Genomic DNA, 14,844 nt, shown 5'->3' with positions numbered 1-14,844 from the left:
TCTTTCTTCTTAGGAACCTAAATTTACTACATCTTTGGTTTCTATTTTTGAGAGCTCCTTCAGTTGCCCTTTTTCATACATAGAAGAAAGTTCATTTAGGGGTGTTTTTAAAGGGGCCTTATAATTAATATAATCCTGAAAAATAATTCCGTCTACATTTCTGGTATTGTATGCGCTTCTAAAACGTACACCGCCATCATTCGTATGGTATTCGTAGGCCAGGTAATCCATGGTTTTCTTTTTGGAGTGTATCCAATAAAGAAAAACGTCTTCAAAATCTACCCCACCTCCCCGCTGCTCAAAAGTTACCTGAACCATTTCATAGGGTTCATTTTTGATGGTGGTCGCTCCCAAATAAGTGCTTTTAACCGCTGAGTCCTTTAGTTTGGAAGGTAATGTGGCGAAATAGATGACTGAATTAAGGGCTTCGCTGTATTTGAAAATGTCCTTGTCGCTTAACTGCGTTTTTCGGGAACCGATATATCGCACCAATCCATTGTTGGTCAGGGAATCGGTTATGGTGTTTCCGTCTTTTTCCTCTTTCACGGTGTATATAAACCGCGGACCATCATTTTTAAAGGTATATTCCTTTTCTCTAAAGGTAAATCCGTAATACGCTTGATCGTACTTTTTACCTCCGTGTTTGTCTATGGCTTGTACTATCAGATTATCTGCCTTACTTAAAATAGTGCTGCCATCCATTTTGGAAATATTCGTATCCTTTTTTTTGGAGGTGTATTTACTATCGGTTTTACATGAAAAAAATAAAAAACCTAGTAGAAGAGTGATTTGAATTGTTTTATAAGCCATTAGTCGGTATTAGGTTAGGGTCAGTCGTTCAAATATGCGTTTTCATACACATTAAACTCATGGAAAAATATAGTTCAATCCCATTCTATTATTAAATGTCCCTAAAGATTTCTAAAAAATACCTGTTGATGAAATAGTTAACTAAATTTTAGGGAAGCTTTTAGATTTAACGGCGGGATGTATAATTTTGTATTGTAGTACACTTTAGGCATTGTTTTTGATCTTGAAATCACGGTAAACCCTGAAAATGAATCGATTTCTCTCCATAGCTATATTTCATAGGCCACTGTTTCTTATCCCATTTATGATGGTGAATATGATGGCGGCTCAAGATACCCTAACAACCGTTGTGGCCAAAAAAGGGGATGGCATTCTGTCATTGTTGCGTAAACAAGGGGTAGACCCTTATGATCATTATGATGATTTTATCGCCATGAACGTTGATAATCTAAGGGACAGTGTGCATTTATATGCGGGCAGGAAATATCTTATACCTACCCCAGGAGCTGAAGCTGTTGAGGTGGTTGGGGAATTAGAGGATGCCTCCAAAGAAGTAAAAAAGGTTGAAGGGACTGAATACGCCATTTTTGGTAAGAAGCACTCCTTGGTGGTCAATAAGAGTAACCGACTCAATAATACGGTCTACTATTTGGTTTCTGGGCATGGAGGACCAGATCCCGGAGCTATGGCCAATTATGGAGGTAAAATGATTGCTGAGGATGAGTATGCCTATGATATTACCTTACGGTTAGCAAAGGAATTGATTTCACATGGAGCAATGGTATATATCATTATAAGGGATGAAAATGATGGTATACGTGATGAACGTGTATTGGAAATTGATCGTGACGAGGTGGCTTATCCCAATAAAATAATCCCCCTAAATCAATTGAATAGATTAAAGCAACGGGTAGATATAGTGAATAACCTTTATAAAGAACATAAAGGAAAGTACCAACGCCTCATCGTTACCCATGTGGACAGTAGAAGTATTGGTCAAAACATAGATGTTTTTTTCTATCATCATGAAAAGAGCAAGAATGGTAGAAAGCTATCTGAAAGTATACATACTACCTTTCAAAAAAAGTACGAGAAGTTTCAGCCAAACAGGGTGTATTCTGGAACATTTGAGGATCGCTCATCGTTATATATGGTTAAAAAAACACATCCGGCCATGACATTTATCGAGATTGGAAATATTCGAAACAAGAAGGACCAACGCCGAATTTTGGACCCGGATAATAGACAGGCATTGGCCAAATGGATTTCTGAAGGAGTTTTGCTTGACTACGAGAAATAGGCCTAAAGAGCGATTTTTTGTTGGTAATACTGATATAGTTCCTCTGGTGTAGCTCCCAACAACCTCTTCAAATGTATAATGCCAAAATGGTATTGTAATCTTCCAATACCTATTTGTCGGTATTTTCTCGCTGAGGTGATGGCGTAAGCATTTAAAACCTGAAACTTTCCGGTTTTGTAGAGTCTGGAAATAAATTCGGTGTCCTCATAAATTATAAACTCTTCATTAAAACCATCCAGCTGTTCAAAAAGACCTTTAGTTATGAATAGGGTTTGGTCCCCTCCACGGCAGATCAGAAAGTTCAATTTGGTAAACCACGCAAAGAATGAAAGAATAGGGCTACTTTGGTCAAATTTCATTCGAAAACAACCACAATCAGTTTTTGTGCAAATTGCTTCCTTGATTCTAGTGGGAAAATCTGGAGGAGGAAGGGTGTCTGCATGTAAGAAGTATAAAATAGCTCCGGAAGCGTTTTGGGCCCCCAAGTTCATTTGTTTGGCCCGACCTTTTTCTGAGTCCAGAATTTTCACCTCATATTGGGAGGCTACATTCTTGGTCAGGTCTGTACTGCCTCCATCAACCACAATAATTTCCTTGACATAGGATTGCCCGGTATACTCTTTTAGATGGTTTAAAAGAATGCCGAGGTATTTTTCCTCGTTTAAAACAGGAATGATTATAGATATTTCCAACTAGTTGCCAAGGGTTTATATAAATGAAATGGCCTGCAATAGATAGCTATATTTCTTCAATAAGTCTTCGGAACAATTTTACCATTTTGGGCTCTGCCTTCCCAGCTACCTCAATTATTTCCTGCACATTTACAGGTGCTAAATTATTCGGGTCGCACTCATCCGTTAGTACGGAAACTGCCACCACAGGTAGTTTTAGATGGTTGGCTACAATTACTTCGGGAACTGTGCTCATTCCAACGGCATCGGCACCTATAATCTTAAGCATTCGGTATTCAGCTTTAGTTTCCAGTTGAGGGCCCACCACGGATGCATAGACGCCAGATCTAAGAACAATTCCTTCAGATTTTGCAATCTTCTGGAGTTTTTCCTTCATGTCCACATCATAGGGTTCCGCCATATCCACAAAGCGGTCTCCATATTTACTAACCCCTTTAAAGGCAAGTGGCGAACCTCCTTGAAGGTTGATATGGTCATCTATAAGCATAAGTTCCCCCTTGCTGTAATCTAGGTTGATGGCTCCAGCTGCATTGGAAATAAACAATTTCTTGATGCCAAGTTGATGCATTACCCTAATTGGGTAGGTAATATCTAAAAAATCATAGCCTTCATAAAGGTGAAATCTGCCCTGCATGACCACTACTTTTTTATTTTGAAGGGTTCCGTATATCAGTTTACCGGAATGGAATTCAACGGTTGCCAATGGAAAAAATGGAATATGGTTGTAATGGGCCTCAATGGCATCATCTATCTCGTTGGCCAACTTACCTAGGCCTGTACCGAGAACAATTCCTATTTCCGGTGCCTCAAATCCCTTGGATTGTAAATATGCGGTAGATTCATCCAGTTGTTTTTGTGTCATTCCTTATGATTTTTTAAAAATGGTTGAAAGGCATCTATATCCTTAATATCGTCATACAAATCTATATCATTCCGTTCTTCTAGAAGTACGCAGCTGTCATTGGTAATATCTTTTAGGGTGCTCTGTAATACAGTATCGGTTCCCCATTGCTTGTTCTTAAAAATATCTTCATTGTAGGTGTTCATTCCTAACAAGTAATACCCGCCATCCTCGGCAGGTCCAATAACATAGTCGTTATCCAGTAGATGATTAAAAGCATCGTCAATATCTTTGGCCGCAAGATGGAACATATCGCTCCCAATAACGACAATACGATGAAAACCTGCCGCAAACCCCTTTTTAAAAGCAAGGGCCATTCTATCTCCTAACGTTTCACCTTTCTGTAATTTTTTTTCAAAGAAAGTGGCATCCCATATATCATTTTCCCAAATATCCTCAGAATACCAAACTTGCTTATAACAGGCAAGCTTGTGGGTAATGTTATGGGTGTGCTCCAGTAAAAAATTATAAATATTAAGAGCAGCTTGGTCTCCAATGGTAGCGGCCAAGCGAGTTTTGCACTTTCCTAGTTCAGGATTTCGGGTAAATATGAGCAGTAAGTTATTGGTGTTCAAATCAGTAGTTTAACTATTCAACATAAATTGTTGTAGGAATTCATTAGTATGGCCAAATGCCGGTTATGTTTTAGTAGTAGCAATGGTTAATTACTTACGGTTGCCGCATCGAAGACTTTTTCGCCTTTTTTTAAAAGTTTGCCCCATTGTTTATTAAATGCATGTACCTTTTGGGTTTCAATTCCATTTTGGTCAAATACCGGTAGTCCGTCATTTTTCCATTGGAAGATACCTCCATAAAGATTTCGTACGTTGGTGTATCCGGCCTTCATTAACTTCTCTCCAATATTTTCCGATCGCACCCCAATAGAACAATACACCACAATTTCTTGGTCTTTGCTCACGATTTTTTCTGTAACCTGGTCAATTTGAAAGTCGTTGTGCCCCACCCAAATGGCATTCTCAAAATGACTCACTTCAAATTCCTCACGTTTTCTTGTATCCAGCAGTACGGCAGAAGTATTATTCTTTAATTCTTCAACTTTAATATAGGGTACAGATTCCTTATTCCATCTTTTTAAGGCCTTGTCAATTTTAGATTGACCATATACGTTGAGGCAGACTAAAATGAAAATAGAAAAAAGTAAATATCGCTTCATTAGTTCCATTTAAAAAGTAAAGATAGTACTTTAGAAGGGCAATTTTTTTACAGGACATTTGACAAACAAAACTATGGATGCTAGAACTTTAATTTTTTCGGTCTTTCTTTTTTGTATTTGTGTTTCCTCATGTAAGAAGGAAAAAAAGGAATTAGTTGATAAGCCTAAAAATGTAAGTTCATATTACATGGAGAAATATAGGCCTCAATTCCATTTTTCACCTGAAAATATGTGGATGAACGACCCCAACGGAATGGTTTACCATAAGGGTGATTATCACCTCTTCTATCAATATTACCCGGATAGTACGGTTTGGGGCCCAATGCATTGGGGGCATGCAATTAGTAAGGATCTGATAAAATGGGAACATCAACCAATTGGTTTGTACCCTGATGACTTGGGATACATTTTTTCCGGGAGTGCCGTGGTTGATAAGGACAATACCTCTGGATTTGGAAAGAAAGGAGAGGCTCCATTGGTGGCCATTTTTACGTATCACGATCCTGTTGGTGAAAAAGAAGGGAGAAATACATTTCAAACCCAAGGTATCGCCTATAGTACTGATGATGGAAAGTCTTGGGTGAAATATGATGGCAATCCGGTAATTCCAAATGATGGTATCAGGGATTTTAGAGACCCAAAGGTAATGTGGCATGAGGAAACGGGGCAATGGATTATGACCTTAGTAGCGGGTGATCACGCACAGTTTTTTAGTTCATCTAACTTAAAGGAGTGGACTCTCACCGGAACTTTTGGAAAGGATAAAGGGGCGCATGGCGGAGTTTGGGAATGTCCTGATTTAGTTAAAATGAAGGTGGACGGGAGTGAAGAGGAAAAATGGGTGCTACTTATTAGTATAAATCCAGGGGCACCCAACCAAGGAAGCGGTACACAGTATTTTGTTGGAGAATTTGATGGGAAAACCTTTACAACAGAGCAGAAAGAACACTTATGGGTAGATTGGGGAACGGATAATTATGCAGGAGTAACCTATAGTAATTCTCCTAATGATGACAAGATTTTTATTGGATGGATGAGCAACTGGATGTATGCCCAAGTAACCCCTACCAAAACTTGGAGAAGTGCCATGACCTTGCCTAGAAAGCTGAGTCTACGGAAGGGTATAAAGAACGATTATTTGGTATATAATTACCCGGTAAAATCTTTTGGTAACTATGTTGAGAATAGCGAAAAATTAGCTCTGGAGGTTGCTGCTAAAAGAAGTGAAATAATCAAAAACAAAAAGTTAGGGCAATCTGAAATAAGTTTTATGACCAATTCAACAGAATTTCTGCTGGAGCTTGGTAATAAAAAAGGGGAAGTGGTTGAATTTGGTTTTGATGCCGATGGCAATTTTATGATTGATAGGTCCAAGTCTGGAAAAGTTGATTTTCAAGAGAATTTCGGTACAATCATCCAAAAAATGCCTGTTGTTGATTTGCCAGAAGATCCTTTTGAAGTGAAAATAGTGGTTGATTGGTCTTCCATCGAGGTTTTTTTAAACAAAGGACAATACGTGATGACCGCGCAAATTTTTCCCAATGACTTATATAATCGGCTGGTGATTAAAAACGAATCCAATGAAACCTTAGAAATCAACGACTTGGAAATAAGCGCTGTTGAGAGGATTTGGTAAACTACTTAGTCCATTATGCGCTGGCCGGCCAGTTCATGTGCCAATTGCTGTAAATCTATACCCATGTTTTCTTGATTCACTTTTAGGACTTCGGTTCGTAAGTGGGTAGGTAGATTGGAATAGCCTTTTTGTGCTCCCAAAATCATACCCGCAACGGCGGCAACCGTGTCATTGTCCCTACCGTAGTTGACTATAAATTGCATGGTTTTTTCAAAATCGCCCCCTCCAAATTGAAGTCCGGTTACTAAAATCTCCCAGATTTCACCAGCATGAAAAGGGATGGCCTTCTGGTTTTCTTCCAAAAAACTATACGTCCGCTCCTGCTTTAGCCAATTTTCTTGAGTGCCAATGTAGCCTTTGGGTACAATACAAGCGTTGATCAAACTGTCCTGAAGTTTTAATTGACCTATAGTCAATACATTTTTGACCGAGGCGTCTACAATGGAATAGGAAATTCTACCTACGAGCCTACTGTCTTGAAAGCCGTTTGGGTCTACAAATGTAGCCGTATTAATTATGGAATCTATACTCTGTGTACGCATGGCAACAAATGTCATAGCCGAAACCAGTGCGGAGATATCCTTGGCGTAACCAATATCAAACAAGGCATGGTCAAAAGCCAATTGATAGGCTTCTTCCGAGTTTTGTGCAATTAACCCGAACATGGGTGTATAGAGTTGCCCTGCGCAAGACATTTCCCCGCCGTAGAATCTACTAAGCGCTTGACTGTAGCTCTTATCATTTTCTTTATAGGCCATTGAGACCCGAGCCCATTCCTTGATCCAATCCAATTTCTCAATTTGTGCGTCAAGAAAATCTGTTTTTGGTATTTCATTTGACGACTGAAGCTTTTGGGTCAAGCTGTGATAGTAGTCAATTATATAATCCGTAAAGTGGTCTGGGCCTAACTTCCCATTGTTTTGAACAAAGTACTGAACCATGGCCATTTTCCAACGTGTGTCATCCGTGGTGGCTCCGGGAAGAAGATTGTTGTCCCAAGTGCCTTCTGGAGATTGTGGTCTCACGGCAGGCGTAAGGCCTGTTATATAACCGTATTTAAGTTGAATGTCTTTTCTGTGCCACATTTCTGTGGAAGCCCCCATGGCATCACCTATGGCAGAACCCACCAAAGCACCAAGAATTTTGTCATAATACTCCTCAGAAGAAAGTTGTTTTTCGGTGGTTTGATAGGTTTGCTTAACCGGTGCGGGAATCTCCAATTTAGTATTGCCGGTTTCTTTGCAGGAAATAAAGAATAAAAGGGGAAGTAATAACGTGTAGAGCCTACTCATACAGTCAATATTAGTTTTCGTGCTTTTTTTAGGAGTTTTGTTTTCTCTTTAATGGTACGCTCCATTGGTAATTGCGCTAGACCTATAATGCGCCTTGCAATTTCAATGCCGGCTACTTGGGCCATTAGCTTTTTGTCTGCGGTTCCTTGGTAGCTTGCATGAATTCTGTTAAGATAACTTTTCTTTCCTGTAGCCATAATAATGTGAGCGGCCATAACACCAAGGTCAAATTCTGGAAATCCAACAAAACCAAATTCTGGATCAATAATATAGAGGTCCCCATCTTCTGTCATCCAACTTCCGGGATAGTAGTCGCCATGTATGAGGGTGTTACCTTGTGAAAGGTATTTTTGGCCTACCTGTTCTACTACTGTTTTAATAGTCTTACTCGTCTTAAAGGGTATGGAGAGATCTTGTAAGCCTTCCTGTATGTCATCTAGATTAAGGTCGCTATCCTCCTCAAAGGGAAGTACAAATATATGCTTATGATTGAGGAAACGCATTTGAAGGTTTTCAGGAAAGCTTCCATCGACCTCGGTTCGGTGTATCAATCCAAGAATAAACACCAACCTATCCAGATGTTTGGCTAGAATATCACGATTTTGGTAGATGATACTCATGTCTTCGCAATTGCCCAAATCCTGAAGAAGCAACAGTTTTTCGGCACTATCGTACCCGATAATCTGTGGAATATGCGCACTAACCGCGTTTTGGAGGAGGGCTTGGTAAAAGTTTTTTTCAACGGCAATACGCTCAACAGGAGCTGAAATTTGCTGGTATTTTTGAACGTAAGGTCTTGATTGTTTTAAAATAAAAGACCTTTCATTGGTGACAACTCGAATGACCACGTTCATGTTTCCTTCGCCAGGCTCTTCAATGGATTTAATCTTTTCTCCAGGATTTAGCCAAGAATTGGCAGAAAGAAAGCTTTCTAGTTCTGGGATAGGGGTAGAAATATCTATTGCTTTCAAAACAAGAGTTTTACGCAATATAGGCGTAAAAACAAAAAAATCCTCACATTTCTGTGAGGATTTTTTGTGGTACCTCCAGGAATCGAACCAGGGACACACGGATTTTCAGTCCGTTGCTCTACCAACTGAGCTAAGGTACCAATACACTGCCTTTGGTTAGGCGGGTGCAAATATAATTTCTATTTTTCGATATGCAAACAAAATCTCAAAAAAAAGGACATTGGTTTAAATCCTTTTTTTGACCTTTGTAGTATGAACCTAGTGATAGATGCTGGAAATACGTCAGTTAAACTTGCTGTTTATGATAGGGAGAATTTAATATTTTATCAAAATATAAAGGCCGATGAACTGGCCAGGCAAGTAAAAGAGGTGTGCGACCATTACCCAAAAATTAAGGATGGGATTATTTCTTCCGTTGGAAAAATGGATAGAAAGGTGTTTGGGGTGCTCGCAGTCTTTTGTAATGTTCATGAATTGACCCCTAGTTCCAAAACACCCTATAAAAATTCCTATGCTACCAGACAGACATTAGGTGTGGATAGGATGGCATTGGCGACAGCGGCTTTTTATAAAAACCCAAAAGGCAACACCTTGGTGATTGATTCCGGAACTTGTATAACCTATGAAATGGTAAATGATTACGGAGAGTATTTGGGCGGAGCCATAGGTCCGGGGCTTCAGATGCGTTATAATGCACTCCATGAACATACGGCCAAACTACCCCTTCTAAAGCCGGAAGAACCCTTGGATTTTATTGGCAATTCAACTGAAAATAGCATTCATAGTGGAGTGGTCAACGGTATGGTCCAGGAAATAGAAGGTGTTATTAATCAGTATAAAAGGCGGTTTACAGATTTAACAGTTATTTTAACAGGAGGCGATGCGCCATTCTTGTCAAAACGGCTAAAAAATACCATATTTGCGGATTCCAAATTTCTCCTAAGGGGTTTAAACTATCTGTTGGAATACAACAAGCATTAAATGATCAGAAAAATATTCTTCGTTTTAGTGTGCCTGGCCGCATCCGGCGCATATGGACAAGACGGAACCATTTCGCCATATTCTTATTTTGGCTTGGGTGAGCTTAGTCCGGCCACTACCATAGAAAATCAAATGATGGGAGGTATTGCCATGTATGCCGATAGCATACATGTGAACCTCCAAAACCCGGCTGCCTATAGCAAATTAGGGGTGCGTTATGGCGAGGATTTTGGCATTACCACCTATACTGCTGGAATTTCTCATAAGCGAACTACTTTGGAGAGCTTTACGGCACAGGAAAGTAGTGCCGTTACTAGTTTGGATTATCTATCCCTGGGATTCAGCTTAAAAAAAGGTCTGGGGGTTGGTTTTGGAGTAATGCCCTATAGTTCCGTAGGATACAATTTTGTTGATCAAAGGGGGGTGGAAGGTTCAAGGGTCATCAATGAATATTCTGGGGAAGGCGGATTGAACAAAATTTACTTTTCCATTGGCTATGAGCTTTTAAAAAACCTTAGCATTGGGGTTTCGGCAAACTATAATTTTGGAACTATTGAGAGCACCAGAATTCAGAGTACCGAAAATGTCCAATATGGAGTGAGAGACGAAAGAAGTTCCAGAATAGGTGGGTTTGATTTAAACTACGCAGTCAACTATACTCCTGAGGTGACTGATAAGCATACGTTATATACATCTTTACGCATAAATACACAGGCCAATCTATCCGCTAGAAATACGAAGAGAATTGGTTCTTTTTCCCTTTTGACCCAAGCAGATGTTGAGGCGGTAGATGTTAATTTAGAAGCACAAGGCCTAAAGGAAACCGGCGTTAAAATACCTACAAGGGCCACGGTAGGTTTGGGCTATGGCCAAAATATGAAGTGGTTTTTAGGGGTTGAATACAGTTATCAAAAGCTTAGCGACTACTCCAATGTCTTCTTGGAAATAGACAATCTTGTTTATGATGATGCCTCTACGTTAGCTTTAGGCGGATATTACATACCTAACCGAAGCTCTTTTGAAGGGTATTTAAAAAGAATCACTTACCGAGCCGGGGTACGTTTGGATAAAACCGGAATGTATATCAATGACAAAGAGGTTAATGACTTTGGCATAACTTTTGGATTAGGTCTTCCGCTTGGCAATAGCTTTTCAAATTTAAACCTTGGATTTGAATTGGGAAGAAGAGGAACAACCGCAGCGGATTTGATTGAAGAGAGTTATTTTAAAGTGAATGTTGGGTTGTCCTTAAATGATGTTTGGTTTAGCAAGCGCAAGATCAATTAAACTGAAAGTTTTTTTGGTTTTTTGTTAAAAAAATGCCATGAATTTTTAGAATGCTGAAAAACAGGTGTGAAATCCACACATTATGTCTTAATTTACAGAAAACACAGGGTGAGCTTACTAAAAAATTAGTACATTGAGACCCTCAAAAATTGAAAAACCTAGAACGCAAGACGTCAGATAAATGTAACATGAGTAAAGGCGACGAGTGTTTGACTTTTTGAAAAACAAATAAAATTGAACAAATGAAAACTAAAATTTACTTTACTGCAATCATGCTTTTTGGGTTCATTGTGTCTAGCAATGCCCAGGCGCAAAATCCTGAATGTTTGACCAATCTTTCAATTTATGCGGAACATGCCAAGGTAAAGAATTATGAGGCGGCATATACTCCTTGGAAGATGGTGTATGAAACTTGCCCGGACATTAACAAAGCAAATTTTTCCTTAGGTGAAAAAATCTTACAGGACAAAATCGATAAGTCTTCCGGTGCGGAAAAGGATGGCTACATCAAAGATTTGATGGCTCTTTATGACAATAGCGCCAAGTATTTCCCTAAAAGATATACTCCTGCAGTAGTTGCCATTGATAAGGCCTTATTGATGTATGAAAATAAAATGGGGTCAGATGAGGAAATCTATAGTACATTGGATGGTGCTTTCCAGAACGATCCAAAGAACTTTAAGAACCCTAAGGCTCTTTACCTGTATTTCTCTAGTTTGGTAGATTTACACAAAGGTGGTAGCAAAGATTTGCAAGAGGTTTTTGATGTTTATGATAATGTAACCGGAAAGATTGATGAAGAAATTCAGAAGCTTACTCAAGTGGTTACTACGTTATTGCCAAAGGATTCCACAGGAACTATAACCTCTAAGGAGAAAAGAAAATTGAAAATTGCTACGACCAACTCCGAATCTTACGGAAAAATAGCTGGTAGCGTTGATTCCAAATTGGGAGCGTTGGCAGATTGTGAAAACTTGATTCCTTTGTATGAGAAAAGCTTTGAGGAGAAAAAGGGAGATGTAACCTGGGTTAAGAGAGCTGTAGGAAGAATGTTCAACAAAGAATGTACTGATGATCCTTTGTTCCAAAAATTATTTGAAGCCCAATTGGCTTTGGATCCTTCTGCAAGTGCTTATGTTTATGGTGGTACTTTAAAAATGAAAAATGGAGATTCTTCTGGAGCGTTGGAAGACTTCGACAAGGCAATGAGCTTGGAAACAGACCCTTATAAAAAGTCGGATATCGCTTACAAGGTTGCTGTGATCAACAAACGAAAAGGTAGTAAGTCTACTGCTAGAAAGTATGCTCAAATGGCCATTAACTCTAATAAAGCAAATGGTAAGGCGTATTTATTGATTGCTAATCTTTACGCCACTAGTGCCAATGATTGTGGTAGCTCCACTTTTGAGAAGAGAGCTATGTATTGGAAAGCGGCTGATATGGCCCGTCAAGCTGGACGTGTAGATCCTTCTTTGAGTTCTCAAGCCAATCAGGCTGCAGCAAGTTATTCAGCAAAGGCTCCTTCTAAGACTGATATCTTCAACTCTGGAATGGCAGGTAAATCTGTTAGCTTTAGTTGTTGGGTAGGAGGTAGCGTAAAGGTGCCTAGCCTTTAAGATGACTAAAAGGACAAAAAATAATTTATTGAGTATTGCCATGGTTTGTGCCATGGCAATACTTTTTTGGGGCTGTAAGGACACTTACAAAAGGTCTGGGCAGGAAAAGGTTCCTTTGGTATATCCCGTAGGTATTGCAGAGGATTTTGATCTTACCTATACAGAGGCAAGGGAGCAGCTTGGTTCCGAGGATAGCGCTACCTCAAGAGTAATTGCCGTGCTCAACAGTCCGTTAAACAATAATTATGAAAATCTGGTGTTCCCTTACCAGACTTTTCCCAAAGGCTTGGTGATTGATTTTTTTAATGAAACCGGGGAGAAGAGTATTATCAAGGCAGATTTCGGAATTATTTATGCAGCTACAAATGTTATAGATTTGCAGGGTAATGTGGTTATTGAAAGTCACGATGGAAAAAAATTGGAAACGACCCAACTTTACTGGGATCAGGACCATGATTGGATTTTTACCCAAGAAAAATTTAAGTTTACCAATCCCGAAGACGGAACTGTTATGGATGGTGAAGGAATGGATTTCAACAAGGATATTAGCTTTTTTAATGCCCACAAGACTTTTGGGTTAATGACATTAAAGGAACAACCAAATGATTAAGATTTTAAGATATACAGAGTATCTTTATTTAGCGGTATGCTTCTTTTCGCTTTACCGCATTTTTACCGATTGGAATACCGATCGGCAGAGTGCTTATTTATTTATATTTTTTGCTGTGGTTTCTATAGGTATGTTCTTTTTTAGAAGAAATTATCGGAGGAAATTTGAACAACGAAATAGAGATAATCAGTAGTAGTTTTGGAAACTGCCCTTCTCATTGTAATCGCTTGTCTTTTGTTTTCTGCCTTTTTCTCTGGCATGGAAATAGCTTTTATTTCTGCCAACAAAATTCATATTGAAATAGAGAAAAAGCAGGAAGGTTTTTTGGCAAAAGTTCTAACGCGCCTTACTAAAAAACCTTCCAAATTTATCGCTACCATGCTTATTGGTAACAATATAGCGCTGGTGGTGTATGGTTTTTTTATGGGAGATTTGCTCATGGCCTGGTTTCAGGGAATGCTTCCTGCCAATAGTGAGTTTTTACATGTGGTCTTGGTAGACTTTAGCCTTTTGACGCAGACCGTTATTTCCACTCTCATCATATTGTTTACTGCAGAATTCCTACCCAAGGTTCTTTTTCAGATTTATGCTAATAACTTATTGAAGTTTTTGGCTATACCCGCGTATCTATTCTATCTGTTGTTTTCTTTGATTTCGGATTTTGTTATATGGGTGTCCGATTTTATTCTTAAAACTTTTTTTAAGACCGATGGGGACGAAGTGCAACTTTCCTTTACCAAATTGGAGTTGGGAGATTATATAAATGAACAGATGGAAACGGTGAATGAAGAAGATGAAGTAGATTCTGAAATACAGATTTTTCAAAACGCCCTTGAGTTCGCCGAAGTAAAGGCAAGGGAGGTTATGGTGCCCCGAACGGAAATAACGGCCGTAGAGCAAAATGAAACTCCTAAAAATTTGGCGAAGCTTTTTACGGAGACTGGGTACTCTAAAATTTTGATTTATAAGGAGACCATAGATGATATCATTGGTTATGTTCACTCTTATGAGCTGTTTAAGAAACCAAAGACCATTAAAAGTATTTTACTGCCCGTGGAGTATGTTCCGGAAACAATGCTAATTCAGGATATATTGAACGTTCTTACCAAGAAAAGAAAAAGTATTGCTGTAGTATTGGATGAATATGGTGGTACTTCCGGTATTATGACAGTGGAAGATATTGTAGAGGAATTATTTGGGGAAATTGAAGATGAGCATGATACTACTGATTTGATTGAGGAGGTTTTGGAGGATAACAGTTTTAAATTCTCGGCAAGATTGGAAGTAGATTATCTCAATGAAACCTATAAGCTGGAGCTGCCCAAAAGTGATGAGTATGAAACCCTAGGAGGATTCATTGTTAATCAAAAAGGTGAGATACCGGAAAAAGATTCAGAGATTCAGTTAGGTAACTTTTCTTTTAAAATATTGGAGGTATCCAATACCAAAATTGATTTGGTGGCCCTTCAGGTCGTGGAAAATGATTGAAAATGATTGAATTTTCATTTTCATTTTGGTCTTTACCTCATAAAAATCCTATCAGAATGCTGTTGGTGTGGCCTTTATAATCTTTA

14 protein-coding genes and 1 tRNA gene are annotated in these 14,844 nt (G+C 39.0%); 7 read left to right on the top strand and 8 right to left on the bottom strand.

Annotation, left to right across the window (positions count from 1 at the left end):
* Positions 1-9 precede the first annotated feature (9 nt).
* Complete coding sequence (locus BIZ36_RS10775) at positions 10-810, bottom strand: DUF6503 family protein (RefSeq protein ID WP_187457912.1); 801 nt, start codon at positions 808-810, stop codon at positions 10-12.
* Between the two features lie 247 nt (positions 811-1,057).
* On the opposite strand from BIZ36_RS10775, the gene BIZ36_RS10770 reads away from it, so the two are divergent.
* Positions 1,058-2,110: an N-acetylmuramoyl-L-alanine amidase family protein gene (locus tag BIZ36_RS10770; RefSeq protein WP_187457911.1), complete on the top strand. Its 1,053-nt coding sequence runs from the start codon at positions 1,058-1,060 to the stop codon at positions 2,108-2,110.
* Positions 2,111-2,112: 2 nt separating this feature from the next.
* On the opposite strand, the gene BIZ36_RS10765 is transcribed toward BIZ36_RS10770, so the two are convergent.
* The 4 genes from BIZ36_RS10765 to BIZ36_RS10750 form a co-directional block, all read right to left on the bottom strand.
* Positions 2,113-2,802, bottom strand: a complete 690-nt coding sequence (locus BIZ36_RS10765) for a TIGR04283 family arsenosugar biosynthesis glycosyltransferase (protein WP_187457910.1) — start codon at positions 2,800-2,802, stop codon at positions 2,113-2,115.
* Positions 2,803-2,848: 46 nt separating this feature from the next.
* Positions 2,849-3,664, bottom strand: a complete 816-nt coding sequence (locus tag BIZ36_RS10760) for a purine-nucleoside phosphorylase (protein ID WP_187457909.1) — start codon at positions 3,662-3,664, stop codon at positions 2,849-2,851.
* Positions 3,661-4,278 (bottom strand): TIGR04282 family arsenosugar biosynthesis glycosyltransferase, encoded by a 618-nt coding sequence (locus tag BIZ36_RS10755; RefSeq protein WP_187457908.1) that lies wholly within the window; start codon positions 4,276-4,278, stop codon positions 3,661-3,663. Before BIZ36_RS10755 ends, BIZ36_RS10760 begins: the two co-directional genes overlap by 4 nt.
* Positions 4,279-4,364: 86 nt before the next feature.
* The gene (locus tag BIZ36_RS10750; RefSeq protein WP_187457907.1) at positions 4,365-4,877 is read right to left on the bottom strand and encodes a rhodanese-like domain-containing protein; all 513 of its coding nucleotides are present in this window, start codon (positions 4,875-4,877) and stop codon (positions 4,365-4,367) included.
* A 187-nt stretch (positions 4,878-5,064) separates the two neighbouring features.
* On the opposite strand from BIZ36_RS10750, the gene BIZ36_RS10745 reads away from it, so the two are divergent.
* Positions 5,065-6,513, top strand: coding sequence for a glycoside hydrolase family 32 protein (locus BIZ36_RS10745; RefSeq protein WP_286174696.1), 1,449 nt, complete (start codon positions 5,065-5,067; stop codon positions 6,511-6,513).
* Positions 6,514-6,518: 5 nt separating this feature from the next.
* Here BIZ36_RS10745 and BIZ36_RS10740 read toward each other — a convergent pair whose 3' ends face one another.
* The 3 genes from BIZ36_RS10740 to BIZ36_RS10730 all read right to left on the bottom strand — a co-directional run bounded on the left by BIZ36_RS10740 (position 6,519) and on the right by BIZ36_RS10730 (position 8,916).
* Positions 6,519-7,805: an ADP-ribosylglycohydrolase family protein gene (locus tag BIZ36_RS10740; RefSeq protein ID WP_187457905.1), complete on the bottom strand. Its 1,287-nt coding sequence runs from the start codon at positions 7,803-7,805 to the stop codon at positions 6,519-6,521.
* Positions 7,802-8,776: a phosphotransferase gene (locus BIZ36_RS10735; protein WP_187457904.1), complete on the bottom strand. Its 975-nt coding sequence runs from the start codon at positions 8,774-8,776 to the stop codon at positions 7,802-7,804. The genes BIZ36_RS10740 and BIZ36_RS10735 overlap by 4 nt, the downstream gene beginning before the upstream one ends.
* 67 nt (positions 8,777-8,843) lie before the next feature.
* Positions 8,844-8,916: transfer RNA gene (locus tag BIZ36_RS10730), tRNA-Phe, on the bottom strand.
* A gap of 112 nt (positions 8,917-9,028) precedes the next feature.
* Here BIZ36_RS10730 and BIZ36_RS10725 point away from each other — a divergent pair.
* From BIZ36_RS10725 to BIZ36_RS10705, 5 genes are all read left to right on the top strand, one after another.
* Positions 9,029-9,757 carry a type III pantothenate kinase gene (locus tag BIZ36_RS10725; protein ID WP_187457903.1) on the top strand — a complete coding sequence of 243 codons (729 nt, stop codon included), beginning with the start codon at positions 9,029-9,031 and terminating at the stop codon, positions 9,755-9,757.
* Positions 9,758-11,044, top strand: a complete 1,287-nt coding sequence (bamG, locus tag BIZ36_RS10720) for a BamG family beta-barrel-assembly machinery protein (RefSeq protein ID WP_187457902.1) — start codon at positions 9,758-9,760, stop codon at positions 11,042-11,044.
* Between the two features lie 242 nt (positions 11,045-11,286).
* Positions 11,287-12,660 carry a hypothetical protein gene (locus BIZ36_RS10715; protein ID WP_222937353.1) on the top strand — a complete coding sequence of 458 codons (1,374 nt, stop codon included), beginning with the start codon at positions 11,287-11,289 and terminating at the stop codon, positions 12,658-12,660.
* Position 12,661: 1 nt separating this feature from the next.
* Positions 12,662-13,270 carry an LPS export ABC transporter periplasmic protein LptC gene (gene lptC / locus BIZ36_RS10710; protein ID WP_187457901.1) on the top strand — a complete coding sequence of 203 codons (609 nt, stop codon included), beginning with the start codon at positions 12,662-12,664 and terminating at the stop codon, positions 13,268-13,270.
* A gap of 198 nt (positions 13,271-13,468) precedes the next feature.
* Entirely contained in the window at positions 13,469-14,758 is a 1,290-nt protein-coding gene (locus BIZ36_RS10705; protein ID WP_187457900.1) for a hemolysin family protein, read from the top strand.
* Positions 14,759-14,844 lie beyond the last annotated feature (86 nt).

The organism is Cytophaga sp. FL35, assembly GCF_014349235.1.
Lineage (GTDB): Bacteria > Bacteroidota > Bacteroidia > Flavobacteriales > Flavobacteriaceae > Euzebyella.
Note: the sequence above shows the minus strand (reverse complement) of the source record. Positions and strands in the feature narration are given on the sequence as shown.